Raw genomic sequence first — 23,614 nt, 5'->3', positions numbered from 1 at the left:
GGCATCAGTCCTCCACCACCCAGGTGTCTTTGGTGCCGCCGCCCTGGGACGAGTTGACCACCAGCGAGCCTTCGCGCAACGCCACGCGGGTGAGGCCGCCAGGCACCACGCGGGTGTCCTTGCCCGATAGCACGAATGGCCGCAGGTCGATGTGTCGCGGGGCGATGCCGTTGTCGACAAAGGTCGGGCAGGTGGACAAGCACAGAGTCGGCTGGGCGATATAAGCGTGGGGGCGTGCCTTGATGCGCTGACGGAAATCGTCGATTTCGGCAGCGGTGGAAGCGGGCCCCACCAACATGCCGTAGCCGCCGGAGCCCTGGGTTTCCTTCACCACCAGCTCCGGCAGGTTGGCCAGCACGTGGGACAGTTCGTCGGGCTTGCGACACTGGAACGTCGGAACATTCTTCAGAATCGGCTCCTCGTCCAGGTAGAAACGGATCATCTCGGTGACGAAGGGATACACCGACTTGTCGTCCGCCACCCCGGTGCCGATGGCATTGGCCAGCACCACATGACCCGAGCGATAGGCCGCGAGCAGGCCCGGCACGCCGAGCATGGAGGCGGGGTTGAAGGCCAGCGGGTCGAGGAAGGCATCGTCGAGGCGGCGGTAGATCACGTCCACGGCCTTGGGACCGTCAGTGGTGCGCATGAACACGCGGTCGTCGCGCACGAACAGGTCGGCGCCCTCCACCAGTTCCACGCCCATCTCCCGGGCCAGAAACGCATGCTCGAAAAACGCGCTGTTGAAACGCCCAGGGGTCAGTACCACCACGCTGGGGTTGTCCAGGGGGCTGGCGCTTTTCAGGGTGTCGAGCAACAGGTTGGGGTAATGGTCAATGGGCGCAATGCGCTGGGCGGCGAACAGTTCGGGGAACAGGCGCATCATCATCTTGCGGTCTTCGAGCATGTAGCTGACGCCGCTGGGAGTCCGCAGGTTGTCTTCAAGCACGTAGTAAGTGCCGTCGGCATCGCGGACCAGGTCGACCCCGGCGATGTGAGCGTACAGGTCTCGGTGCAGGTCCAGGCCTTGCATCGCCAGCTGGTACTGCTCGTTGGCCAGTACCTGTTCGGCGGGAATGATCCCGGCCTTGATGATGCGTTGTTCGTGATACAGGTCGGCGAGAAACAGGTTCAGCGCCTTGACCCGTTGAATGCAGCCGCGCTCGACCACCCGCCATTCTCTGGCGGGGATGCTGCGCGGGATGGTGTCGAAGGGAATCAGGCGCTCGGTGCCCTGCTCGTCGCCGTAGAGCGTGAAGGTGATTCCGGCGCGGTGGAACAGCAAATCGGCTTCGCGCCGACGCTGGGCCAGCAGTTCGGGAGGGGTTTCAGCCAACCAGCGGGCGAATTCCCGGTAATGGGGACGCACCTGCCCTGCCCCATCGTACATTTCGTCGTAATAAGTGCGGATCATGCCGTACTCCTTGTCACGCGGACGCAAGAACCATCGCAAGGCCCGTGCCAGCGGCATAAACACTTAAAAATCAGTGAGTTGAATAAATACCCGAACCTTATCGCACCGTCCTGGTGCGCGCAGTGCCCGGCGTCTGGCCGCACGCTTCATCACAATGCGGGTTTTGACTATCGACAGCATAGTCAGAGTTGATTTCACTGCCCGGCATTGCTTGCGGATAATCGCCACCATCTGCTGAACAGGACACGTCCTACATCTTCAGCGCTCCGCTCTTCCCGTTAGGCCACTCTTCTTGGGTGGCCTTTTTTTTGGTGCCGAAAAACTGCCTGCAAGTTCCGAATATTTATTGTGCGACGCACACAAAAACGGCCGACCCAAGGGTCAGCCGCTGTGCTGTGTTGCGTGTGCCACTACATGGGTCGCCCGCGCACCTCCTGCTTGACGCCCCAGCCCTCGATGATCCCGCCCAGTGGCTCGACCACCGCTTCAAAGTCTTGCTCGAAGTCTCCTATGCCGTCGTAGGTGGCAGACATGATTTTGCTCAGTTCCAGGTACCAGGCGCCATCGTCGCGCGCGCTGACCTGGGCATTCAGGGATTCCCCACGAAAACGACCCGCAGCCCTGCGCGCGCGCTCCTCATCCGGGAAAATGGCGTAGAACTCGATGGGGTGGAAACGTGAGAAGTCGAAGCCGCCCTCTTTCATGCGGCGCAGAACGTGGGTGCTGATGTCTTCTTGATAGGCTGTGCTCATGAAACGTCCTCCTCAAACCGATGGATAGACTTTCCGTGCTTCCCGAAGCCCGCGCCCTACTGGCACGGGGACTACGGCAATGACTACACCGCTGGAAAACAAGCATGGAGCTGACAAGACCAGACCTTAGCGATTCATTCGCTGATCTCCCTTGCAGAGTAGCGCGAAGCTATCACCTCCACCAGAGGGCCTTGCAGGGCGTACAGCGAATGTTCAGACGGAGGGGGAAATGTCGAGGATTTGAATGCTGTTCTGATCCTTGAGGATCTTGACCGTCGGCTCGGGTTTGCGGCCTTCGAGGTCATTGAGGTCCAGCTCGGCGGCCACAGGCACCATCCTGGCGCGAACCATATGCGCAGCGTCTTCGAGGCTGGGCTTTTGTTCGCAGGTGAACTGCTGCACGGCCTTTACACCGTGATCATCAACGAAGGTAATGTCCCAATTTTGCATCAGTGCCTCCTCGATAAAGCCCATGTGTGGGCTCACATTCATCTGGACCTTGAGGGTTCGTCAAACGTTCCCCCCAAGGCCGGAGGCACCGGATCGGCTGCGCTTACTTCTCGGCGTGTTCCTTGAGGGCCTTCAAGGTGTTGAACGGCGCGTCCACCACGAACTTGTTGGCCAACCAGGAAGGCACGCTGCCACCTGGCTCGGTGTGCACCTGGTAGGTCACTTCGGTGAGGTTGTCGCCCTTGGGCACCAGCTTCCAGAAGCCATCCACCTGCGCCACCCGGACGTACCCTTTCTCTTCAGGCTTGTAGGTGGGCACGCCTTCCAGTTTGCGGGTCAGGCTGCCATCGGCGGCCTTGGTGGTGGTGATATGCAGGTAGGAGTCACGGTCCGTTACCGGGAACGGAGCCTTGAATTGGGTGTAGGTCCAGCTCTCGTCACCTTTCTTGTCGACCAGCTTCTGGGATTTGCACTCGTGAATCCATTTGCAGGCACCCGCTACGTCTTCCTGCAGGGCCTGAATCTTGGCGACCGGCGCCTTGATCGTGGTGACGCCGCGATACGCCTTGTACTTGGAGCCGGCAATTTCGCTCAGGGATACCTTGATACCGTCTTCATCCTTGGCGACTTGCCAATCCTCAGCCTGGGCAGTGGCAGCGAACAACACCGTAAAACCGCACAACACAGCCATTCGTTTCAGCGAACCCATTGTTGTATTCCTTATTGTTGAAGTTCCGATAGTAAAGCCCATCAAGCCGCAGTCATCTGCTCCCACCAGCCGATCAACCTGATCGCGTCCGCCTGGTCGGTGCCGCAGACCTCGATGTCCGCCTTGAAATTGCCGCACACCGCCGGGCGCTCTGGCTGGCCGAACAGCAGGCATAGCTGTTCGACCGAGAGGTGCAGGCAGCGCTCGCCGGCCGGTTTGCCGTTGGGCATTCCCGGAATGGGCGAACTGATGGAGGGGGCGATGCAGCAAGCGCCACAACCTTCACGGCAATTCATGAACAGCGGTTCCTCGAGGGCTCAATGTGGATGGCCGGGCTAGAGTACGCCCTTAAACATGCGTTTTAAAATGGCCTAACAGGGGTTTTTCGCACAAAACAAAAGTGACTGACCAGTCTGCGACAGATGGTCAGGCGTCAGGGTCACCCGCCTTGAAGAAATTTACTGCTTGAATTCGAAATCCAGCGCCGCGCCTTCCACATCGCGCCGTTCTTCGTTGCGCAATTGCAGCTTCATTTCATTGCTGAGCAGCCGACCGTTGATCTGGAACGCACTGTTGTCCGTGGGTTTGTCGCCAAACATCGGCGGCAACAAGGGCACGCTTTTGGGCTTGGGCATGGTACCGATGGGCTGCAAATGCCTCACCATGTCGGAGGGGAGCGACAAGTCCAACTGTGCCGGTGGCAATGGGGTTTGTGCCACTTCGTGGGCCGACTTGGACTTGCTCGCGATCGGTGCGCGCTTTTTTACCGTGGCGGCTTTCTTCTTGGCCACCGGGGCTTTTTTGGCCGGGGTCGGCGTCTTCGCGGGGGCCTTCTTTTGCTGACTGCTGGCGGCAGGCTGCGGCTGGCTTTGGGTCACGGGGGTGGCCGCCAGCAGTGTGCTGACGTTGCACAGGCTTAACAGTCCAATCACCAAAGCAGCACGAAAAATTGATGTCATATCGCCAACAGCATTAACGGCAGAGGGCCATATGCTCGCTTGTTGCGCGCGGCATGACAAGCGTGGTGATCAGCCAGCCATCGGCCCTGTCCCCAATCACGGGCTCAAAAACCGGCTGCGGTTTCCTGGCACAACTGGTTGGCCAACATGCCCAGAGTCATCAGCGCGCGCTCGGCCTCACGGTTCCACGGAGTGCCGCAATTGAGGCGAATACAGTGGTTGAACTGTTCCGTATTACTGAAGATCAACCCTGGTGCGATGCTGATGCCCTGCTGCAAGGCACGCACATGCAGTTCCTGGGTATTGACCCGACCCGGCAAACTGACCCACAGGATAAAACCGCCGCTCGGACGGGTCATCTGGGTGCCTTCGGGAAAATACTGCTGCACCGCCAGCTGAAAGGCGTTGAGGTTCTTGCGGTATTCCTGGCGGATGTAGCGCAAGTGCCGGTCATAGCCGCCATTTTCCAGGTAGGCTGCCACGCCCATCTGGGTAACGCTGCACGCCGAATGGGTGCTGAACATCTGCAACCGCTGGATCTCCTGCTGGTACTTGCCGGCAATCATCCAGCCGATGCGTACCCCGGGGGACAGCGTCTTGGAAAAGCTCGAACAGTAAATGACCCGGTCCAGGCGGTCGTAGGCTTTCAGGGCTTTGGTGCGGCCCAGCTCGAACATCAGTTCGCCGTAGATATCATCCTCGACGATCTGGATATCGAAATCCGAGGCCAGACGCAGCAACTGTTTCTGCCGTTCCTCGGGCATGGTACCGCCCAGCGGGTTACTCAGACGCGTGGTCAGCACCAGCGCCTTGATCGACCACTGGTTGGCCGCCAGTTGCAGCGCTTCCAGGCTCATGCCGGTGGCCGGATCGCTGGGAATCTCGATGACCTTGAGGCCCAGCAGATCGGCCAGTTGCAGCAGGCCGTAGTAGGTCGGTGATTCGGCGGCGATCAGATCACCGGGGCGGGTCAGTACTCGCAGGGACATCTGCAGTGCGTCAACGCAACCGTGGGTGATCACCACTTCGGAGGGGTCCACCACTACGCCGGCATCGCGCATGCGGATCGCCACCTGGCGCCGCAGCGGTTCGAAACCGGGGCTGAACATGTAGCTGAAGGCCCGGGGGCTCTGGAATCGAGTCACTTTGGCCAGTTGCTGGTGCAACGCCCGCACCGGCAGGTAATCGACACTGGGCACGGCTGCGCCCAACGGGAACACGCCCTCGCGGCGCGACTCCACCAATACCTGCTGAATGATGCTGCTGCGGGTGACCAAACCGGGGCGTTCGACCCGCGCGATGTCCGGCGTCGGCGCCGTGAGCGCGGGGGTCTGGTGCACGTAGTACCCGGACTGCGGCCGCGCGCGGATCAACCCCTGGTCTTCCAGATTGGCGTAGGCCTGCAACACCGTGGCATGGCTCACGTTGAGCTGGGAGCTCATCTTGCGCACCGACGGCACGCGCTCGCCCGGTTGATAGACACCGCGCCGGATATCCTCAGCCAGTTGCTGGGCAATACGCTGGTAAAGCAACAGATTGGTCATGACGCAGCACTCGATTTCACGGGTATTTTATTTTTGTGTGAAACATACCGGCACAGTTTAGAAGTGTACGGGGACAGTTGCCACAATAGTCGAGCGCGCGTTGGAGTGACAGTAAAAACTGTAAGGGTCTGCACCAAGCAGATGTGGGAGCGGGCTTGCCCGCGAAGGCGGTGTGTCAGCCACTGAAATACCGACTGATACACCACCTTCGCGGGCAAGCCCGCTCCCACAGTTTGATCGGTGTCAGGCGTCTAGCGAGCGGCGCCCAATTGACCTTTCTCATCCGAGAACACAATTTCCACACGACGGTTCTGCGCGCGGCCCCGCTCGGACGCGTTGGCCTCCACCGGATACTGGTCGCCGTAGCCTTCGACCTGGATGCGTTTTTCGTCAATGCCCAGGTCCACCAGCACATCAGCCACCGACTGCGCGCGGTCGCGGGACAGCTTGAGGTTTTCCTGCTCGCCACCGGTGCTATCGGTGTAGCCCTCGATGCGCACCACCCGCTTGGGGTTCAGTTGCAGGAACTGCACGACTTTCAAGACCGTGCGGTTGGCCGAGTTTTTCAGCTCCGCCTCGCCAGTGTCGAACAACACATCGCCCAGGGTCATGACTAGGCCACGGTCGGTCTGGGTGGTGGCCAGGCTGGCGATCTGCTCTTCGAGCCACTTGCCCTGCTGCTGCACGCTGCTCAGCTTGTTTTCCCGCAGGGCCAGTTGCAAGCGCTGGCGCTCCAGTTCGAGCTTGGTAGCGCGCTCGGCATTCAGTGCCTGCTCGGTGTGTTCCCGCGCGATAGCACTGTAGCGCTGGCTGAGGTAGGCGTAATGCGCCACATCGGCACCGCTGCCCCAGTAGCTGGACAGACGATCGGCACGGGCCAGCGACTCGCCGGCACGGATCACATCCTTAGGCGCAAAGCGCAGCACATTGGCGTCTTCCTTGACCTTCTGGAAGTCGTTACCGGCCTGCTGCAACGCCTGCTCACTGTTCGGATGGCTGGCGCAACCGCCCAATACAGCGCTGCCCAGCAGCAACGCGGTACTCACGCTGCGGATCAACGGGCTCATTGGGCTTCTCCCAATTGCAGTTGCTTGCGCAGGCGCGTGATACGGGTATTGAGTACGTTCAACTGCTCCTGACTCTTGTGGGTCAGTACTTGTGCCTCGGCCAGGCGCGCGTCCAGCTCGGCCTGTTCGGCCTGCATGCGCGCGTCCTTGTAGGACTGCCTGGCCATGTCGGCCCTGGCGCGGGTGAACTTGTCTTCGGCCAGTTTCAGTTCAGGGGACTCATCGGCACTGGCGCCCACCGCGCTGGCTTGGTCCAGGGCTTGCTGGGTGAGGCGTATTTGTTCATTCGGCGCAGGATCGGCTGCACATCCCGCCAGCGTTACAACGGCGAGGGCCGCGAAAAGAGGTCGAAGCGTCACTGAAAATCCCTACTTTGTTGGGGTGCCGACGGGTTGCTGCAACTGCGCTTTCCAACGCTCGAGGTTGCTCTGCAATGCAGCTTGCGCCACACCGGACCCGGGCAATTCTGTCATCTTTTTGGCCAACTGTCCGCGCAGCCACGGATCATTGCAGGCCGAGTTATGGGAAATCGCCAGGTACAGACCGGGTTGATCAATGGGAATGTCCCGCGCGACCAGGTCATTGCTCATGCCCAGCGACTGGGCCATGGCCATGCCGGAATAACGCCCGGCGAGCACGTAGTCCACCTCGCCCAGCAGCAGTTTCTGGAACGCCGGCGTCAGGTTCGGCAGCTTTTGCAGGGTGAGTTGCTGGGTGGCCAAGGTCTCGAAAGCGGCGCTTAAACGCGCCCGTTCCGATACCGCGCCCTTATGGCCTTGCAAGTCGGCGGCCGTATGGTAGGCCAGTGCCGAGTCCTTGCGTGTCCATACCAGGTAGTCGATCTGCACCAGCGCCGGGTGGATATAGTCGAGGTTTTCCAGCTCACCCAGGTTCAGCGGTGCGTCGGCGAGGATGTCCATACGCCCGCTGCGCACTTCGTCCAGCGCCAGGGAGCGTTTGCCGCCATAGAGCAGGTCGATTTTCAGACCGAGGTCCTTGGCTACGCTCTGCAACACATCGGCAGTGGCACCGATCAGGTGCGTAGGGTCTTGCGGGTCGCGCCACAGCAACGGCGGCGCATCCGGGCTGCCGGTGATCACCAGGCGGTCGCATTTGCCGGCGGCCAGCGACAATCCTGGCAGCAGCGTGAAGCCCAGCAGTACGGCCCAGGGGCGCAATTCCATGGCGAAGTTCTCCGGTGTTCAAAAAGGCGCGGCAAAAAAAAGCCCGGTCACAAGGACCGGGCTCTTTATAAGTGAAGCGGCTGGATTAGACCAGCTTCTCCAGCTCAGGTACGGCTTCGAACAAGTCCGCCACCAGGCCGTAATCGGCCACCTGGAAGATCGGCGCTTCTTCGTCCTTGTTGATCGCAACGATCACTTTGGAGTCTTTCATGCCGGCCAGGTGCTGGATCGCGCCGGAGATACCGACGGCGATGTACAGCTGTGGCGCGACGATCTTGCCGGTCTGGCCGACCTGCATGTCGTTGGGTACGAAACCTGCGTCGACGGCCGCGCGGGAAGCGCCGACCGCAGCGCCCAGCTTGTCGGCCAGGGCGTACAGGTGTTTGAAGTTATCACCGTTCTGCATGCCACGGCCGCCGGAAACGACGATCTTGGCAGCGGTCAGCTCAGGACGGTCCGACTTGGCCAGTTCTTCGCCAACAAAGCTCGACGTGCCCGCGTCGTGGGCAGCCGCCACAGCTTCAACGGCAGCCGAACCGCCTTCGGCAGCGACCGGGTCGAAACCGGTGGCACGTACGGTGATCACTTTGATAGCAGCGCTCGATTGCACGGTGGCAATGGCGTTACCAGCGTAGATCGGGCGCTTGAAGGTGTCGGCGCTTTCGACCGAGATGATCTCGGAGATCTGGTCAACGTCCAGCTGCGCGGCAACGCGTGGCAGGATGTTTTTGCCGTTGGACGTGGCGGCGGCCAGGACGTGGCTGTAGGCCTTGCCCAGTTCGGCAGCCAGCGGTGCAACGTTTTCCGGCAACTGGTGCGCATAGGCGGCGTTGTCGGCCAGCAGTACTTTGCTCACGCCAGCGATTTTCGCAGCCGCTTCAGCCACGGCGCCCGCGCCTTGACCGGCGACCAGTACGTGAATGTCGCCACCGATTTTAGCGGCGGCCGCCACAGTGTTCAGGGTGGCCGGGGCCACGACCTTGTTGTCGTGTTCAGCGATTACCAGGATAGTCATGGTCAGATCACCTTCGCTTCGTTTTTCAGTTTCTCGACCAGTTCTGCAACCGACTTGACCTTGATGCCCGCGCTGCGTGCAGCCGGTGCTTCAACCTTGACGGTCTTGTTGGTGGAGGCGGTGGAAACGCCCAAAGCGTCCGGAGTGACCGACTCAAGCGGCTTCTTCTTGGCTTTCATGATGTTTGGCAGGGACGCATAGCGCGGCTCGTTCAAACGCAGGTCGGTGGTGACGATGGCCGGCAGTTTCAACGAAACGGTCTGTGCGCCGCCGTCGATTTCACGGGTCACCGCCACGCTGTCGCCGCTCACTTCGACTTTGGACGCGAAGGTGCCTTGGCCGTAACCGGTCAGGGCAGCCAGCATCTGGCCAGTCTGGTTGTTGTCGCTGTCGATGGCCTGCTTGCCGAGGATCACCAGCTGCGGCTGTTCCTTGTCGACAACGGCTTTGAGCAGCTTGGCCACGGCCAGGGAGGTCAGCTCTTCAGCGGACTCGACCAGGATGGCGCGGTCGGCGCCCAGTGCCAGGGCGGTGCGCAACTGCTCTTGAGCAGTGGTCGGGCCGATGGAAACCACCACGATTTCAGTCGCCACGCCTTTCTCTTTCAGGCGGACGGCTTCTTCCACGGCGATTTCGCAGAACGGGTTCATCGACATTTTGACGTTGGCAAGGTCGACGCCGGAATTGTCCGCCTTGACGCGAACTTTCACGTTGTAATCGACAACGCGTTTGACAGCTACAAGAACCTTCATGGATTCCTCGTTACTCTCCGGTGAAAAGAAAGTCGCCTAGGCGAACCTGGCGGTTGATGCTCGTCGGCACACAAGGGCACCTCCAAAAACCGCGGCATGTGAATCAGCAATGGGAAAGTGATGACCGTTCGTCAGTGGTGACCCTAAGGTCATGCCCGCTCACGGCGTGTAAACTGCGCGAATTCACTCGCCCGCGCTTCACCTGTCTTGCCCCTGCCCTGCCCCTGCCCTGCCTTTGGACGTACGCCTGAAACCTGCCGTTTGCTTACGGTATTCGCAAAACCGACCGTATATTGACCGGAACGCCATTTCTGGTCAACACAGCAAAAGGGTCACTCACACGCGGCGTTGTTTTGATTCTGCTAGCGCTCCAACAATTCAAACAAACGTTTGTATTGGCCCCTGAGAGTGGTGTAGATATACTCCGCCACCTAGAGAGACAGGTGGGTCATCCCTTGCCGTTCGTGCGCAGCGATGACAGACACGACACCGAACCTCCACCCCCATTAGAAAAAAAAACCTGTTGAGCCTTGAGTAGGAGATAGCCTGTGGAACGCGAATACATGGAATTCGACGTGGTCATCGTCGGCGCTGGTCCGGCAGGTCTGTCTGCCGCCTGCCGCCTGAAGCAGAAGGCCGCCGAAGCCGGTAAGGAAATCAGCGTCTGCGTGGTCGAGAAAGGCTCCGAAGTGGGCGCGCATATCCTCTCCGGTGCGGTGTTCGAACCCCGCGCCCTGAACGAACTGTTCCCGGACTGGAAAGAACTCGGCGCCCCGCTCAACACGCCGGTGGTACGCGATGACATCTATGTATTGCGCAGCCCCGAAGCCTCCACCAAGGTACCCGGCTTCTTTGTGCCCAAGACCATGCACAACGAAGGCAACTACATCATTTCCCTGGGCAACCTGTGCCGCTGGCTGGCTCAGCAGGCCGAGAACCTGGGCGTGGAAATCTACCCAGGCTTCGCCGCCCAGGAAGCGCTGTTCGACGAGAACGGCGTGGTGCGCGGGATCATCACCGGCGACCTCGGCGTCGACCGCGAAGGCAACCCGAAAGAAGGCCTTTACACCCCAGGCATGGAATTGCGTGGCAAGTACACACTGTTCGCCGAAGGCTGCCGTGGCCACATCGGCAAGCAGCTGATCCAGCGCTTCAATCTGGACAGCGACGCCGACGCTCAGCATTACGGCATCGGCCTCAAGGAAATCTGGGAAATCGACCCGGCCAAGCACCAGCCAGGCCTGGTGGTGCACACCGCCGGTTGGCCGCTGGACATCATGAGCGCCGAAAACACCGGCGGTTCGTTCCTCTATCACCTGGAAAACAACCAGGTGGTCGTCGGCCTGATCGTCGACCTGTCCTACAGCAACGCCTTCCTGTCGCCGTTCGATGAGTTCCAGCGCCTCAAACACCACCCGGTACTCGCCCAATACCTGGAAGGCGGCAAACGCATCAGCTACGGCGCCCGTGCCATCTGCAAAGGCGGCCTGAACTCGTTGCCGAAGATGGTGTTCAAGGGCGGCGCACTGATCGGTTGCGACCTCGGCACCCTGAACTTCGCCAAGATCAAAGGCAGCCACACCGCCATGAAGTCCGGCATGCTCGCCGCCGACGCCGTGGCCGATCGCCTGTTCGCCGAGTCCGAAGGCGGTGATGAACTGACCGCTTACGTCGACAGCTTCAAGTCCAGCTGGCTGTACGAAGAACTGTTCGCCACCCGCAACTTCGGCCCGGCGATGCACAAGTTCGGCCCGATCATCGGTGCCGGCTTCAACTGGTTCGACCAAAACATCCTGGGCGGCAAGATGCCGTTCACCCTGCACGACACCAAGCCGGACTACGCCTGCCTCAAGCTGGCCAAGGACAGCCAGAAGATCGACTACCCCAAACCCGACGGCAAGCTGAGCTTCGACAAGCTGAGCTCGGTGTTCATCTCCGGTACCAACCATGAAGAAGAACAACCCTGCCACCTGAAACTCAAAGACCCGAGCATCCCGATCGGCGCCAACCTGCCGCTCTACGATGAACCGGCGCAACGCTACTGCCCGGCCGGCGTGTATGAAGTGATCACCCAGGAAGACGGCGAAAAACGCTTCCAGATCAACGCCCAGAACTGCGTGCACTGCAAGACCTGTGACATCAAGGACCCTTCGCAGAACATCACCTGGGTCACGCCGGAAGGCGCGGGCGGGCCGACTTACCCGAATATGTAAGCGCGCTGCTTGAACAAAAAAAGGCTCCCAACCGGGAGCCTTTTTCATGGTCACCACACATCAATGTGGGAGCTGGCTTGCCAGCTCCCACATTGACCGTTAGACCAACAAGACCTAGGCAGCCCGCTCTTCACCCGGGCTGCGTTCGAAATAGCGTTTGTACTCACGGCTGAACTGCGACGTGCTCTGATACCCCACACTGTGCGCCGCCTGCGCCACCCCCAGGCCGTCCACCAGCAACAATTGCTGGGCCTTGAGCAGGCGCAGACGCTTGAGGTACTGCACCGGCGACAACAGCGTGCAGCGCTTGAAGTGCTCGTGAAAGGTCGACGCACTCATATGCGCATACCCGGCCAGGGTCTCGATGTTCAGGGGTTCGGCGTAATGGGCATGCAGGTGATTCAGCGAGGTGGCGATCCGCGAAAATTGCCCCTGTTGCTCCACCAACGCACGCAGCACATCGGCCTGTGGTCCGCGTAGCGCGGTGAACAATAATTCCCGTACCCGCGCGGGCCCTAGGATCCGACTCTCCAGCGGATCATGCAAACATTCCAGCAAGCGCTCGACGCAGCCACGCATCGCGTCATCCAGCACCACCGAACTCATCGACTCCAATGTCTGCGCCGCCGGCGGTGGCCCGGCCTGAATTCCCATGGCCATGACCAGTTCGCCCAGCACCACGCGGTCAATACCGACCGTCACACCCAGCAATGGCGCGTTCGGCAGGGCAAAGGTCTCGCATTCGAATGGCACCGGCATGGCCTGGATCAGGTAATGCCCGGCGCCATACTCCAGGGTACGCGGGCCCAGGTACGCCACTTTGCTGCCTTGGGCGACGATCATCAGGCTGGGTTCATAGATCTGCGGGCCGCGCGCCACATCGCAACTGGCGCGCAGCACCTGCACGCCGGGCAGGTGGGTGGGAGAAAAACCGTCACAAGGCGCAAGCCCTTCGATCAAGGCAACCAGCGCCGCATTGGCATCGAGATGGCGGGTCAACAACATGGCAAAAAACTTCGTGAAAAAGGGATGACACCATCATCGCAGGTCTGGCGCCAGCTGGATCCAAACACCCGGCACTCCCGGACGAATAGGCATGAGACTCGGAGCAATCGCCATGGCTGCACCCGGGATCGGCGCGGAAAATGCGCCGCCTTCCAATCAGTCCTTTTGCGAGGTTTCGCCATGTACACCGCCATCGGTTATGCCGCCCAGTCGGCCACCACTCCCCTCGCCCCCATGTCCTTCGCACGCCGCAGCCCGCGCGCCGACGATGTGGCCATCGAGATCCTGTATTGCGGCGTGTGCCACTCCGATATCCACCAGGCGCGCAACGAATGGGGCATCGCGGTATACCCGCTGATGCCGGGCCACGAGATCGTCGGCAAGGTCACGGCCATCGGCGCCAGCGTCAGTGCGCACAAAGTCGGTGATCTGGTCGGCGTGGGTTGCATGGTCGACTCGTGCCGCCACTGTGAAGCCTGCCAATCGGATCTGGAGCAATACTGCCTCGAAGGCCCGACCATGACCTACGCCACCCCCGACCGGGTAGACGGCAGCAACACCATGGGCGGCTATTCCGACAGCATCGTGGTCAGCGAGCATTTCGTGGTGAAGATTCCGGCCAGACTCGACCTGGCCAGCGCCGCGCCGATCCTGTGCGCCGGCATCACCACCTACTCGCCGCTCAAGCACTACGGTGTGAAGGCCGGCGACAAGGTCGGCATCCTCGGCATGGGCGGCCTGGGCCATATGGGCATCAAGTTCGCCAAGGCCATGGGCGCCGAAGTGACGCTGTTCACCCGCTCCGCGAGCAAGGCCGAAGAAGGCCGTCGTCAGGGCGCCGACCATGTGATCGTGTCCACCGATGCCGAGCAGATGAAAGCCGCCGCCGGCCATTTCGACTTCCTGCTGGACACCATCCCCGTGCAGCACGACCTCGACCCCTACCTCGACGTACTGCGCTTTGATGGCGTACATATTCTGGTGGGCTTGATCGAGCCGGTGGACCCACCGGTCAACGCCGCCAAGCTGGTGCTGGGGCGCAAGGTGCTGGCGGGTTCGTTGATCGGCGGTATCGCCGAAACTCAGGAGGTGCTGGATTTCTGCGCCGAGCACAACATCACCTGCGACATCGAGATGCTCGACATCCGCCAGATCAACGAGGCTTACGCCCGCATGATTGCCGGCGACGTGAAGTACCGCTTTGTCATCGACATGGCGACCCTGAAGGCCTGACAGCGATCGATCAGCCCTTCGCGCCCAGCTCCGCTGACAGCCGCGCTGCGACCTGTTTGACCACAGGGATCAGCTCGGCCATTTTCTCCAGCGGCATGTAGGGCACCGTACTGGCGATGCTGATGCCGGCGACGATACGCCGACTGGCATCGCGCACCGGTGCCGCCACACAGCGGATCGACGGTTCGTTGTCTTCCAGGTCGAACGCATAGCCCCCCGTCACGTATTCGCGCATGCGCTGCTCGAACTGCGCCCAGGACTGTTCCGGGTGCTGCGGCCATTGCAGGTTTTTCCCACCCACCGGCAGGCTGACTTCGTACAGGCGCTGCCACTCCTGGGCCGTGTCATCGAGCAGCAACGCCTTGCCGATGCCGGTGCGTGCCAGCGGCATGCGATGGCCGACCCGCGAGCGCATTTCCGGGCCGTTGCGGCCTGGGTTCTTGTGCAGGTACAGCACGTCGTCGTATTCACGAATGGCCAGGTGGATGGTGTCGCCAGTCAGCGCCGACAACTCATCCAGGTACGGCACCGCCAGGGTCACCAACGGCAGCTCTTCGCGCGCCTGAAAACCCAGTTCGATCAATTTCGGTCCCAACAAATAACCCACCTGAGGCACCACGCGCAGGTAGCGCTCTTCCACCAGGCAACTGGCCAGGCGGTGGGTGGTGCTGCGGGTGGTGCCAATGCGCTTGGCGATCTCTTTCAAATCGCGCGCGCCGGCTGCCACTGCCTGCACCACGCCCAGGCCGCGCAACAGAGTCTGGGTGCCGGTGGGGGCGGCGTCTTTGGCGGGAGTGGAGGCGTTTTCCTGCATGTCGGGCCTATAAGTGTGAAAGCGCGGGCATTATGGCAAAAGCAGAACTTCATGTGGGAGCTGGCTTGCCTGCGATGAGGGAGGATCAGCCAATAAATTTGCCGGCTGACACACCGTTATCGCAGGCAAGCCAGCTCCCACAGGCTGATCTCCATATGACAGGTTTCAGCGTTGTTTCATGCGGTCGATGATGACGGCCAAAAGCAGGATCGAACCGCGGATCACGTACTGGTAGAAGGTGTCGATGTTCTTCAGGTTCATCGCATTCTCGATGATTGCCAGGATCAGCACCCCGGCGATCACGTGGCGGATCATGCCGATGCCACCGCTCAGCGACACCCCGCCCAGTACGCAGGCCGAGATCACGGTCAGCTCGAAACCCTGGCCGATCATCGGTTGGCCCGAGGTCATGCGCGAAGCCAGGATCACCCCGGCCAATGCGCCGATCAGCCCGTGTACGGCGAAGATGATGATCTTGGTGCGGTCGACGTTCACCCCGGCCAACAGTGCCGCTTCCTGGTTGCCGCCGATGGCCATGGTGTTGCGCCCGTAGGTGGTGTAGTTCAACAGCCAGCCAAAGAACACGAAGCACAGCACGGTGATGATGATCGGCACCGGCACGCCCATCAATTGGCCGTTGCCGAACACGAAGAAACCCTCGTCCATCACACCAACAGCTTTACCGTTGGAGAAGATGTAGGCCAGGCCGCGCACGATCTGCATGGTCGCCAGTGTGGCGATCAATGCGTTGATGCGCAGCTTGGCAATGACGATGCCATTGATCAGCCCCACCACCAGGCCCATGGCCAACGCCGCCGACACGCCGAGCAGCACGCTGTCGGTGTCGCGGATCACGATCCCCGACACCACGCCGGCGCACGCGATCACCGAGCCTACCGAAAGGTCGAAATGCCCCGACGCCAGGCAGAACAGCATGGTGCAGGCGGCGATGCCCACGGTGGAAATCGCCAGGCCCAACCCGCGCATGTTCAGCGGCGAGAGGAAGTTGTCGATGAACAACGCGCTGAGCACAAAGATGCTCAGCGCGGCGAGCAGCATCACCCAATCATCGAGAAACTTGCGTTGGTTGAACCCTGGCCAGAAGCCTTTTGCGGTTTTTACTTCGGACATCATTCACCTCGAATTCTTCAAGCCCGCGTCCGCGGAAGTGCCAGTTGCAACAGCCGTGCTTCATCCGCCTGATCGCGGGTCAATTCACCGGTCAACGCGCCTTCGCTCATCACCAGAATGCGGTCGGAGATGCCCATCACTTCCATCAGGTCGCTGGACACCACGATCACCGCAATGCCACTGGCCGCCAGGTTATGAATGATCTGGTAGATCTCGGATTTGGCGCCGATGTCGATGCCCCGCGTCGGCTCATCCAGCAGCAACACTTTCATCGGCATCGACAGCCAGCGACCGAGAATGGCCTTCTGCTGGTTGCCGCCCGACAGGTACATGATTTTCTGTTCCGCATTCGGCGTTTTGACTTTCATCGCCTTGATCTGCTGATCGGCATTGCCCCGCTCCCAGCCTTCGCGCAACAGCCAGCCAAACGTGGAATGGGCACCGCGCGCGCTGATATTGATATTCTCGGCGACGCTGGACAGCGGGATGATGCCCTCTTTCTTGCGGTCCTCCGGGCACAGCAACACACCGGCAGCGATGGCGTCGCGCGGCGAATGCAATTGCAGCGTTTCACCGCACAGCTCCAGGCTGCCGGCGCTGCTGCGGGTCAGGCCGCTCAGCAACCGAAACAACTCCGTACGCCCTGCCCCGACCAAGCCGAACAGGCCGAGAATCTCACCCTTGTGCACCTTGAGACTGACCGGTTCACGCAGGCCTGGGCCGAGCAAACCTTCGACCTTCAGCGCCACTTCGCCCTGTTCGCGCGGGCGGTAGTCGTAGATGTCCTGGATATCGCGCCCGACCATGCAGGTCACTAGCTGGTCGTGTGTCAGGGTGCTCATATCGTCGAAGGTGCGCACGTAACGACCATCCTTGAATACCGTGACCGCGTTGCAGATGCGGAACACTTCTTCCATGCGGTGAGACACGTACAACACCACTTTGCCCTCGTCCCGCAGGCGCGTGATGATCGCCATCAAACGGTCGATTTCCCGCGCCGACAGGCTGCTGGTGGGCTCGTCGAAGGCAATCACATGGGCACCACGGGACAGCGCCTTGGCGATTTCCACCAGTTGACGCTGGCCCAGGGACAGCCGCCCGAGTTTTTCCTGGGGGTCGATCTCATCCGCCAGGCCCTTGAGGCACGCCAGTGCCTGCTGCCGCAAACGGCTGCGATTGACCACACCAAAGCGCGTGGGCAAATGCCCCAGGAACAGGTTTTCGGCCACCGTCATTTCCGGCACCAGATGCAGCTCCTGGTGGATCACCGCCACGCCGCTGGCGATGCTGTCGGCGGCGTTCCTGAACGCCAGGGTCTGCTCGCCGATCTGCACCGTGCCGCTACTCGGTTGATAAGCACCGCCGAGGATTTTCAGCAGCGTGGATTTACCCGCGCCGTTCTCGCCCATCAACGCGTGTACCGAATGCGGCCGCGCTTCAAAGCTGATCTGCGCCAGGGCTTTCACACCGGGAAATTCCTTGCCGATGCCGTTGAAACGCAGGGCCGCGCCGGTCATTTCCATAGACCGATTTTGCTCAACTCGTCCTTGAAGTTGGCGCGAGTGATGAGGGTCACGTTGTCCAGGGCGGTGAACTTGGCAGGCTCGGTGCCTTTGGTCACCCATTGGTACATCGCGCTGGCGGTCTTATAGCCGGACGCATCCGGGCTCAGCAGCATCGAGCCATAGAAGCCAGTATCGGTTTTCTTCAGTTCTTCGATAGCGTCAGTGCCGTTGATGCCGACGCCGATCACATTGGCCGCCTTGAAGCCGGCGCTTTCGGTGGCGCGTACGCCGCCCAGTACCGTGCTGTCGTTCATGCCGCCGATGATCAGGTTTTTCGCGCCACCGGGAAGCTTGACCAGCGCCGAGTTGGTGGCGTCCATGCTGCCTGGCACGTCGAGGGTTTTCTGCGCGCTGAACAAAATGTGGTCAGCCGGCAAGCCGGCAGCCTTGAGGCCTTCAACCGAACCGTCGGTGCGTTTCTTGCCGGTTTCCAGCTCGTCAAAGGTGTTGATGACGGCGTAGGTGTCTTTCCAGTCCCAGTTGCGATGCTTGGCTTCGGCGGCCATGGCTTCGCCTTGTTTCTGACCGATCTTGTAGGCGTCCAGGCCGACGTAAGGCACGTCTTCCATAGGCTTGCCCTTGGCGTCGACGAAACGGTCGTCCACCGCCAGCACTTTCAGATTATTGAGCTTGGCCTTGGCCATGATCGCCGGGCCCAGGGATACGTCCGGCGGGCAGATCACGAAACCCTTGGCGCCGTTGGCGGCCAGGGTGTCGATGGCCGACAGGGTTTTCTCGCCGTCCGGCACGGCGATTTTGATCACGGTGAAGCCCTGGTCCTTGCCGGCTTTTTCGGCGAAGGCCCATTCGGTCTGGAACCAGGGTTCTTCAGCCTGCTTGACCAGAAAGCCGATTTTCACTTCCTCGGCCGATGCAAAACCGCTGAATGCCACGGCGAGTGCCAGGGTGCCTAGTGTTTTCTTGAACATGAACCACCTCTTGTTGTTATTGAAGAGCTGCGAGTTCTAGTCGTGGTACATCACAGACCTCCCGCCATCGATCATCAGGCAGGTGGCATTGATAAAGGGCGCCTCATCGGTGGCCAGGAACAGTGCGGTCATCGCCACTTCGATAGGCTGGCCGATACGCTTGGGCGGATGCAGGTCGAAGGCACGCTGGCGCTCGGCGTGGGGGTCAGGGAAACCGTTCCAGTAGTCGACGTTGAGCTGGGTTTCGATATAGCCCGGGGCGATGGCATTCACGCGGATGCCCTTGGGCGCGTATTCGATGCCCAGCGCGCGGGTCAGGCCGAGCAAGCCGTGCTTGGCGACGGGGTACGGAAAGCAGCCGGGGATGATGTGGCTGGAATGGGTAGAGGCGATGTTGATGATGTTGCCGATGCCCTGCTCGATCATGTGCGGCAGCACCGTGCGGCAACCGAACCAGGCGCCGTCGAGGTCGATGGCGAAACAGCGGCGCCAGTCTTCGTCGGTCATCTCCAGCGGGTCGCGAAACACATTCACGCCGGCGCAGTTGATTAACACGTCGACACGGCCAAAACGCTCGATGGCCAGGTCGACCAAGGCCTGCCATTGATCCTTGGAGGTGATATCGACGGCTTGCGCATAGATCTCGGCGCCCCGCTCGCGCCAGTGGGCAGCGACCTTCTCGACTTTTTCGCCCTGGATATCACCGATCACCAGGCGCGCCTGCTGAGCCTGAAAGCAGGCGACGATCGCCTCACCAATGCCTTGAGCGGCGCCGGTGATGATCACTACTTTGTTCTTCAGCCGCTCGCCATAAGTCGGCTCGGGCACTGCGGGTAATGACAACGGTTGGGCCTGCATCGCTTCACCTGTTTTATTTTTGGTAGTGAGTGCTGATGCAGCGGACTATAAACCCATCTTTTGAAATATCTCAATATATAAATTTGCATCCCATATATTGAGAAAAATTAAAAGAAGAGGGCTTCTGTGGGAGCTGGCTTGCCTGCTCCCACAGAAGCCCTCTCTCCAGAGTTGAAGTTCGGTGTGGCTTCAGCCCAAGGCAAAATCGCGCAGGGCATCGCCTTCCATGCGGTAACGCACCCATTCTTCCTGCGGCTGTGCACCGATGGATTTGTAGAAGGCAATCGCCGGCTCGTTCCAGTCCAGCACGCTCCACTCGAAACGCCCGCAGCCGTTATCGAAGGCGATCTTCGCCAGGTGGCGCAGCAATTTCTTGCCGGCACCGCCGCCCCGTTGTTCCGGGTTGATATAGAGGTCTTCCAGGTACAGGCAATTGCTGCCGAGCCACGTGGAATAGCTGAAAAAGAACACCGCAAAGCCGATCGGCAAACCATCGCGCAAACAGATCAGGCCATGGGCGGTGGCACCCTCGCTGAACAGGCTGCGCTCGATGTCCACCACACTGGCAATCACTTCGTGCCGGGCCTTTTCGTATTCGGCGAGCTCGGTGATGAAAGTCAGGATCTGCGCAGCATCGCTGGGCACGGCGGGGCGAATCTCGATGGTCATGGGCGAGCCTTGGCAATGTCAAAGCACACATACTAAGGGGGATTCATGACTGATTGCAGCGCAATTTCCTGCATCCGCACACACAAAATCTTACAGGTACCTTATAACCGTTCGTCGCCACCGAGGCACGAACCCGAAAGCGGGGCTGACCAATAGAGGGTAAGGACATTAATCCTATGGAGGCACCCTCATGAAAAATTCCAAGTTTGCTGCCCTCGCCCTCACCGGCCTGCTGTCGGCGGCGTCGCTGAACGCCTTTGCCGCCGGCTCGACCACCGGCCCAACCGACCCGACGCCCGATGCCACCACCGAGTCGCAGAAATCCATGGGCACCGGCATGGACACCAACGGTGGCGCGATCATCCAGCCGGGCGCCGATCCACGCACCCAGGGCAATGACACCCAGCGTCAGGCACCGGCCGCCGTCGGCAACGGCAAGATGGGCCCTGGGGTGAATCAGCCGAAGGTCAATAAAGGTGATGATTCGAACGTGCCCGGTGCGCCCAAACAGCCTGCACCTTGAGCCTTGAACGCCGCTCCCCCGCTCATTTCCCAGTGAAGAGGTACCCATGAACGTGGATAGAAACCTTGAGAAGGAAGTCCTCACCCGTCTGCTGCATGCCCACCCGAATGGCCTGGGCAAGGAGGTGCTGGACAACTACCGCGGAGAAAAGGTGGTCGCCAGCGTGCTGGCGTTTCTGCAGGATCGCGGCTTTATCAAGGATGGTCATGTGACCACCGACGATGACGGCGAATATTCGCTGAACTTGCCGATCAAGCTGACGGCGGCTGGTGTGGATGAGGCGCGTAAGCTGGAAGGTGAGACGAGCCAGTAATCCAGAACGTACTGCAATGCAGTGTGGGAGCCGGGCTTGCCCGCGATGGCGTCCTGTCAGTCAAACATAATGGTGACTGACGCTCCGTTATCGCGGGCAAGCCCGGCTCCCACATTTTCAATCGGATTTATTCAGCCAGTAGAGCATCGACTTCGGCAGTACCAGGGGACGTCGCCGGCCCCCAACGCGTTACCGCCAGCGCTGCCGCCGCGTTCGCACGACGTGCCGCTTGGGCCGGTGCCAGCCCTTGGGCCAACCCCGCAATAAACACCCCCGCATGGGCATCGCCCGCGCCGTTGCTGTCCACCGCCGTCACCTTGAAACCAGGCACGTGTTCAACCTCGCCGCCACGCCCGACCCAGCAGCCATTCGGCCCGTCTCGCACCACTCGCAAGGTCTCGGCAGGCAAGTGCCGATTCAGCGCGGGCAATGCGTTGGCAATGTCCGCCGCACCGGTGAACGCCAGCGCTTCGGGGCCATTGCTGGTCCAGATGTCGATGCGCGGCAGCAACGCCGCCATCAGCGCCGAGTCCGGCGCCTTCACCAGCGGCCCCGGGTCGAACACCACACGAATGTCCCGTGGCAGCGCCAACAGCCAGTCGAGCAGAGCCTGGGCCTTGCCTTCCAACAACAAGCTGTAGCCGCTGACGTACACGTAATCGTCGGCCTGCGGCACCCCATTCGCCAGATCCTCGGCGCTCAAGTCACCCTCGGCACCGATGTGGGAAATGAAGGTGCGCTCGGTGCTGGCTTCGGTCAGCGAAACGCACAGCCCGGTGTCCTTGTCCGTACTGGCCGCCTGGGCGATTTCCACGCCCTCGGCCAGCATCGCTGCGCGGGCCAGATCGCCGAAGCGACCATTGCCGTGGCGTCCGAGATAGACCACCGGCAGGCCGTTGCGACGGGCGGCGGCCATCACATTGAAGCCCCCGCCGGCTTCGAAACTGGCGGATTTCGCCAGCACGTCGCCACCGGTCGCGGGCAAGGTATCAAGGGCCATGACCAGGTCGACGATGACTTGGCCGGTGTGCAGCAATCTAGACATTGGGACTCTCTACTAACGCCGGACGACGGTCAGCCGCGCCGCCCAATACCGCATAAATCCCGCCGGCCACCAGGAAGGTGACGATCCAGCCCAGGCCGTTGTGGCCCAGCCAGGAGTCGGACAATGGCCCGGCGAACCAGATGTTTTCAGCGGTGGTGCCGATGGTGGTGAAGCTGAAACCCAGCACGATGGCCACGGCCCAGGCGCCGAACGCACGCCACTCCACACCGCCGCGATACCAATAGGCGCTGCTCGGACTGACGTCCAGCAGGTCCTTGGCGCTGTAGTAGTGACGGTGAATCAAGTCGACGACAAAGATCCCGACCCACGCAGTGATCGGCACCGCCAGCAACGAGATGAAGGTGATGAAGGGGCCGTAGAAACTGTCGGCGATCAGCATGAAGTAAATGGAACCGGCGAAAATCGCGACGATGTCGACAATCACCGCGTGCACACGCTTGACCTTCAAGCCCAGGGTCAGTGTGGTAAGGCCCGCCGAATACACCGAGAGGTTGTTGGACAGCAGCAACCCACCGAACGCGGTGATCAGGTACGGCGCGGCCATCCAGGTGGGCAGCATGTCGCGGATCGCGATGATTGGGTCGGTGGCCGACGCCAGGTCATTGTTACCCACCGACAGCAGGCCGCCGAGGGTGATCAGCAACACCAGCGGAATGCCCGCACCGAATGCGGCGGATGCCACCAGGCGCACGGCTTTCACGCTGCGGTGCTGGTAGCGCGACATGTCGGCGCCGGCGTTGGCCCACCCGATACCGGTGCCGGCGGCCATGGTGCCGATGCCGATGATCATCGCGCTCAAGGGTGCCGGAGTGGCGTTGAACACCGCGCTCCAGTCGATGGTGGCACAGAGGAAACCGCCCACCAGGATATTCAAGGCGCCGAACACGTAAGTGGCCCACTTCTGGATCACCAGCAGAGTGGCGTGGCCCAGGCCGGAAACGGACAAGGTCAGCAGCACGAAAATAGCGATGAAGGTCAGCGTCAGGATCGGGGCGCTTTTTGCCTCGACCGGGGAGTGAAACAGGATCGAACACAACGACAGCAGCACGAACGCTGCCGTGGTGGTGTTGACGGTTTCCCAGCCCAAACGCGACATCAGCGAGACCAGGGTGGGGCCGATATTGCCGCGCACGCCGAAGATGGCACGGGACAGCGTCAGGCTCGGCGCGCGGCCACGACGACCGGCGATGGAAATGATGCCCACCACCGCGAAGGAGCCGGCGGCACCGAGGATCGCGACGATGATCGCCTGCCAGATCGCCAGGCCGCGAAACGCCACCAGCGTCGCACCCAGGGGCAAGCCGAGGATGCTGATGTTGGCGGCGAACCACACCCAGAACAGTTGCAACGGATGACCGTTGCATTCTCCTTCAGGGACCGGTTCGATACCGCGTGTTTCCAATTGCCCGGCGCCTTGGCCGGAAGAAGAGGTGCTCATGAGTGGGTGCT

General features: G+C 61.0%; 25 protein-coding genes. 4 read left to right on the top strand and 21 right to left on the bottom strand.

Translation table 11 applies throughout. From position 1 onward, the window contains the following. Positions 1 to 4: 4 nt before the first annotated feature. The 12 genes from ACW9IN_RS07180 to ACW9IN_RS07125 form a co-directional block, all read right to left on the bottom strand. Positions 5 to 1,414 (bottom strand): circularly permuted type 2 ATP-grasp protein, encoded by a 1,410-nt coding sequence (locus ACW9IN_RS07180; RefSeq protein ID WP_457365223.1) that lies wholly within the window; start codon positions 1,412 to 1,414, stop codon positions 5 to 7. A 410-nt stretch (positions 1,415 to 1,824) separates the two neighbouring features. After that, entirely contained in the window at positions 1,825 to 2,166 is a 342-nt protein-coding gene (locus ACW9IN_RS07175; RefSeq protein WP_457365222.1) for a ribonuclease E inhibitor RraB, read from the bottom strand. Between the two features lie 213 nt (positions 2,167 to 2,379). Beyond that, complete coding sequence (locus ACW9IN_RS07170) at positions 2,380 to 2,616, bottom strand: hypothetical protein (protein ID WP_457365221.1); 237 nt, start codon at positions 2,614 to 2,616, stop codon at positions 2,380 to 2,382. A gap of 103 nt (positions 2,617 to 2,719) precedes the next feature. Then, entirely contained in the window at positions 2,720 to 3,325 is a 606-nt protein-coding gene (locus tag ACW9IN_RS07165) for an START domain-containing protein (protein ID WP_457365220.1), read from the bottom strand. Between the two features lie 41 nt (positions 3,326 to 3,366). Next, the gene (locus ACW9IN_RS07160; protein WP_457365219.1) at positions 3,367 to 3,621 is read right to left on the bottom strand and encodes a YkgJ family cysteine cluster protein; all 255 of its coding nucleotides are present in this window, start codon (positions 3,619 to 3,621) and stop codon (positions 3,367 to 3,369) included. Between the two features lie 162 nt (positions 3,622 to 3,783). Beyond that, positions 3,784 to 4,284 (bottom strand): translation initiation factor 2, encoded by a 501-nt coding sequence (locus ACW9IN_RS07155; protein ID WP_457365218.1) that lies wholly within the window; start codon positions 4,282 to 4,284, stop codon positions 3,784 to 3,786. 104 nt (positions 4,285 to 4,388) lie between these two features. Then, positions 4,389 to 5,828, bottom strand: a complete 1,440-nt coding sequence (locus tag ACW9IN_RS07150; protein ID WP_457365217.1) for an aminotransferase-like domain-containing protein — start codon at positions 5,826 to 5,828, stop codon at positions 4,389 to 4,391. A 251-nt stretch (positions 5,829 to 6,079) separates the two neighbouring features. Beyond that, positions 6,080 to 6,895 carry an OmpA family protein gene (locus tag ACW9IN_RS07145; RefSeq protein ID WP_457365216.1) on the bottom strand — a complete coding sequence of 272 codons (816 nt, stop codon included), beginning with the start codon at positions 6,893 to 6,895 and terminating at the stop codon, positions 6,080 to 6,082. Then, positions 6,892 to 7,254 carry a DUF4398 domain-containing protein gene (locus ACW9IN_RS07140; protein ID WP_457365215.1) on the bottom strand — a complete coding sequence of 121 codons (363 nt, stop codon included), beginning with the start codon at positions 7,252 to 7,254 and terminating at the stop codon, positions 6,892 to 6,894. The genes ACW9IN_RS07145 and ACW9IN_RS07140 overlap by 4 nt, the downstream gene beginning before the upstream one ends. Positions 7,255 to 7,263: 9 nt before the next feature. Then, the gene (locus ACW9IN_RS07135) at positions 7,264 to 8,079 is read right to left on the bottom strand and encodes a substrate-binding periplasmic protein (protein ID WP_457365214.1); all 816 of its coding nucleotides are present in this window, start codon (positions 8,077 to 8,079) and stop codon (positions 7,264 to 7,266) included. 85 nt (positions 8,080 to 8,164) lie between these two features. After that, positions 8,165 to 9,094 (bottom strand): electron transfer flavoprotein subunit alpha/FixB family protein, encoded by a 930-nt coding sequence (locus ACW9IN_RS07130; RefSeq protein ID WP_457365213.1) that lies wholly within the window; start codon positions 9,092 to 9,094, stop codon positions 8,165 to 8,167. A 2-nt stretch (positions 9,095 to 9,096) separates the two neighbouring features. Beyond that, a complete protein-coding gene (locus ACW9IN_RS07125) occupies positions 9,097 to 9,846 on the bottom strand; it encodes an electron transfer flavoprotein subunit beta/FixA family protein (protein WP_016973648.1) in 750 nt (249 codons plus the stop codon). Between the two features lie 548 nt (positions 9,847 to 10,394). On the opposite strand from ACW9IN_RS07125, the gene ACW9IN_RS07120 reads away from it, so the two are divergent. Continuing rightward, on the top strand, positions 10,395 to 12,059 hold the full coding sequence (locus ACW9IN_RS07120; RefSeq protein ID WP_457365212.1) for an electron transfer flavoprotein-ubiquinone oxidoreductase: 1,665 nt from the start codon (positions 10,395 to 10,397) through the stop codon (positions 12,057 to 12,059). 114 nt (positions 12,060 to 12,173) lie between these two features. On the opposite strand, the gene ACW9IN_RS07115 is transcribed toward ACW9IN_RS07120, so the two are convergent. Then, the gene (locus ACW9IN_RS07115; protein ID WP_457365211.1) at positions 12,174 to 13,064 is read right to left on the bottom strand and encodes an AraC family transcriptional regulator N-terminal domain-containing protein; all 891 of its coding nucleotides are present in this window, start codon (positions 13,062 to 13,064) and stop codon (positions 12,174 to 12,176) included. Between the two features lie 180 nt (positions 13,065 to 13,244). Here ACW9IN_RS07115 and ACW9IN_RS07110 point away from each other — a divergent pair, with 180 nt between their 5' ends. After that, the gene (locus ACW9IN_RS07110; protein ID WP_457365210.1) at positions 13,245 to 14,297 is read left to right on the top strand and encodes an NAD(P)-dependent alcohol dehydrogenase; all 1,053 of its coding nucleotides are present in this window, start codon (positions 13,245 to 13,247) and stop codon (positions 14,295 to 14,297) included. 10 nt (positions 14,298 to 14,307) lie between these two features. Here the strand turns inward: ACW9IN_RS07110 and ACW9IN_RS07105 are convergent, their stop codons facing one another. The 6 genes from ACW9IN_RS07105 to ACW9IN_RS07080 all read right to left on the bottom strand — a co-directional run bounded on the left by ACW9IN_RS07105 (position 14,308) and on the right by ACW9IN_RS07080 (position 20,263). Next, a complete protein-coding gene (locus ACW9IN_RS07105) occupies positions 14,308 to 15,111 on the bottom strand; it encodes an IclR family transcriptional regulator (RefSeq protein WP_457365209.1) in 804 nt (267 codons plus the stop codon). Between the two features lie 165 nt (positions 15,112 to 15,276). Next, on the bottom strand, positions 15,277 to 16,242 hold the full coding sequence (gene araH, locus ACW9IN_RS07100; protein WP_457365208.1) for an L-arabinose ABC transporter permease AraH: 966 nt from the start codon (positions 16,240 to 16,242) through the stop codon (positions 15,277 to 15,279). Positions 16,243 to 16,259: 17 nt separating this feature from the next. Next, positions 16,260 to 17,759: an L-arabinose ABC transporter ATP-binding protein AraG gene (araG, locus tag ACW9IN_RS07095; protein ID WP_457365290.1), complete on the bottom strand. Its 1,500-nt coding sequence runs from the start codon at positions 17,757 to 17,759 to the stop codon at positions 16,260 to 16,262. Next, the gene (locus ACW9IN_RS07090) at positions 17,756 to 18,736 is read right to left on the bottom strand and encodes a substrate-binding domain-containing protein (protein ID WP_457365207.1); all 981 of its coding nucleotides are present in this window, start codon (positions 18,734 to 18,736) and stop codon (positions 17,756 to 17,758) included. Before ACW9IN_RS07090 ends, araG begins: the two co-directional genes overlap by 4 nt. A gap of 36 nt (positions 18,737 to 18,772) precedes the next feature. Then, positions 18,773 to 19,594, bottom strand: coding sequence for an SDR family oxidoreductase (locus ACW9IN_RS07085; protein WP_457365206.1), 822 nt, complete (start codon positions 19,592 to 19,594; stop codon positions 18,773 to 18,775). 189 nt (positions 19,595 to 19,783) lie between these two features. Next, a complete protein-coding gene (locus tag ACW9IN_RS07080; protein WP_010208407.1) occupies positions 19,784 to 20,263 on the bottom strand; it encodes a GNAT family N-acetyltransferase in 480 nt (159 codons plus the stop codon). Positions 20,264 to 20,453: 190 nt separating this feature from the next. On the opposite strand from ACW9IN_RS07080, the gene ACW9IN_RS07075 reads away from it, so the two are divergent. Together ACW9IN_RS07075 and ACW9IN_RS07070 are read left to right on the top strand one after the other, a co-directional pair. Further along, entirely contained in the window at positions 20,454 to 20,786 is a 333-nt protein-coding gene (locus ACW9IN_RS07075; RefSeq protein WP_457365205.1) for a hypothetical protein, read from the top strand. Between the two features lie 46 nt (positions 20,787 to 20,832). Beyond that, positions 20,833 to 21,099, top strand: coding sequence for a hypothetical protein (locus ACW9IN_RS07070; protein WP_457365204.1), 267 nt, complete (start codon positions 20,833 to 20,835; stop codon positions 21,097 to 21,099). Between the two features lie 127 nt (positions 21,100 to 21,226). On the opposite strand, the gene ACW9IN_RS07065 is transcribed toward ACW9IN_RS07070, so the two are convergent. Both ACW9IN_RS07065 and ACW9IN_RS07060 read right to left on the bottom strand, forming a co-directional pair. Next, positions 21,227 to 22,144, bottom strand: coding sequence for a PfkB family carbohydrate kinase (locus tag ACW9IN_RS07065; protein ID WP_457365203.1), 918 nt, complete (start codon positions 22,142 to 22,144; stop codon positions 21,227 to 21,229). Then, positions 22,137 to 23,603: a purine-cytosine permease family protein gene (locus ACW9IN_RS07060; protein ID WP_457365202.1), complete on the bottom strand. Its 1,467-nt coding sequence runs from the start codon at positions 23,601 to 23,603 to the stop codon at positions 22,137 to 22,139. The genes ACW9IN_RS07065 and ACW9IN_RS07060 overlap by 8 nt, the downstream gene beginning before the upstream one ends. Positions 23,604 to 23,614 lie beyond the last annotated feature (11 nt).

Source organism: Pseudomonas sp. SDO5271_S396, assembly GCF_054071795.1.
The sequence above is the reverse complement of the archived record's forward strand: the minus strand, read 5'-3'. Positions and strand labels throughout refer to the sequence as shown.

Bases quoted from the DNA above. Each gene is read 5' to 3' on its own strand.
- ACW9IN_RS07155 (WP_457365218.1), bottom strand. From the start codon at position 4,284: ATGACATCAATTTTTCGTGCTGCTTTGGTGATTGGACTGTTAAGCCTG.
- ACW9IN_RS07060 (WP_457365202.1), bottom strand. From the start codon at position 23,603: ATGAGCACCTCTTCTTCCGGCCAAGGCGCCGGGCAATTGGAAACACGC.
- ACW9IN_RS07090 (WP_457365207.1), bottom strand. From the start codon at position 18,736: ATGTTCAAGAAAACACTAGGCACCCTGGCACTCGCCGTGGCATTCAGC.
- ACW9IN_RS07130 (WP_457365213.1), bottom strand. From the start codon at position 9,094: ATGACTATCCTGGTAATCGCTGAACACGACAACAAGGTCGTGGCCCCG.
- ACW9IN_RS07105 (WP_457365209.1), bottom strand. From the start codon at position 15,111: ATGCAGGAAAACGCCTCCACTCCCGCCAAAGACGCCGCCCCCACCGGC.
- araG (WP_457365290.1), bottom strand. From the start codon at position 17,759: ATGACCGGCGCGGCCCTGCGTTTCAACGGCATCGGCAAGGAATTTCCC.
- ACW9IN_RS07115 (WP_457365211.1), bottom strand. From the start codon at position 13,064: ATGTTGTTGACCCGCCATCTCGATGCCAATGCGGCGCTGGTTGCCTTG.
- ACW9IN_RS07135 (WP_457365214.1), bottom strand. From the start codon at position 8,079: ATGGAATTGCGCCCCTGGGCCGTACTGCTGGGCTTCACGCTGCTGCCA.
- araH (WP_457365208.1), bottom strand. From the start codon at position 16,242: ATGTCCGAAGTAAAAACCGCAAAAGGCTTCTGGCCAGGGTTCAACCAA.
- ACW9IN_RS07075 (WP_457365205.1), top strand. From the start codon at position 20,454: ATGAAAAATTCCAAGTTTGCTGCCCTCGCCCTCACCGGCCTGCTGTCG.
- ACW9IN_RS07065 (WP_457365203.1), bottom strand. From the start codon at position 22,144: ATGTCTAGATTGCTGCACACCGGCCAAGTCATCGTCGACCTGGTCATG.
- ACW9IN_RS07145 (WP_457365216.1), bottom strand. From the start codon at position 6,895: ATGAGCCCGTTGATCCGCAGCGTGAGTACCGCGTTGCTGCTGGGCAGC.
- ACW9IN_RS07125 (WP_016973648.1), bottom strand. From the start codon at position 9,846: ATGAAGGTTCTTGTAGCTGTCAAACGCGTTGTCGATTACAACGTGAAA.
- ACW9IN_RS07070 (WP_457365204.1), top strand. From the start codon at position 20,833: ATGAACGTGGATAGAAACCTTGAGAAGGAAGTCCTCACCCGTCTGCTG.
- ACW9IN_RS07080 (WP_010208407.1), bottom strand. From the start codon at position 20,263: ATGACCATCGAGATTCGCCCCGCCGTGCCCAGCGATGCTGCGCAGATC.
- ACW9IN_RS07110 (WP_457365210.1), top strand. From the start codon at position 13,245: ATGTACACCGCCATCGGTTATGCCGCCCAGTCGGCCACCACTCCCCTC.
- ACW9IN_RS07170 (WP_457365221.1), bottom strand. From the start codon at position 2,616: ATGCAAAATTGGGACATTACCTTCGTTGATGATCACGGTGTAAAGGCC.
- ACW9IN_RS07180 (WP_457365223.1), bottom strand. From the start codon at position 1,414: ATGATCCGCACTTATTACGACGAAATGTACGATGGGGCAGGGCAGGTG.
- ACW9IN_RS07175 (WP_457365222.1), bottom strand. From the start codon at position 2,166: ATGAGCACAGCCTATCAAGAAGACATCAGCACCCACGTTCTGCGCCGC.
- ACW9IN_RS07165 (WP_457365220.1), bottom strand. From the start codon at position 3,325: ATGGGTTCGCTGAAACGAATGGCTGTGTTGTGCGGTTTTACGGTGTTG.
- ACW9IN_RS07085 (WP_457365206.1), bottom strand. From the start codon at position 19,594: ATGCAGGCCCAACCGTTGTCATTACCCGCAGTGCCCGAGCCGACTTAT.
- ACW9IN_RS07160 (WP_457365219.1), bottom strand. From the start codon at position 3,621: ATGAATTGCCGTGAAGGTTGTGGCGCTTGCTGCATCGCCCCCTCCATC.
- ACW9IN_RS07150 (WP_457365217.1), bottom strand. From the start codon at position 5,828: ATGACCAATCTGTTGCTTTACCAGCGTATTGCCCAGCAACTGGCTGAG.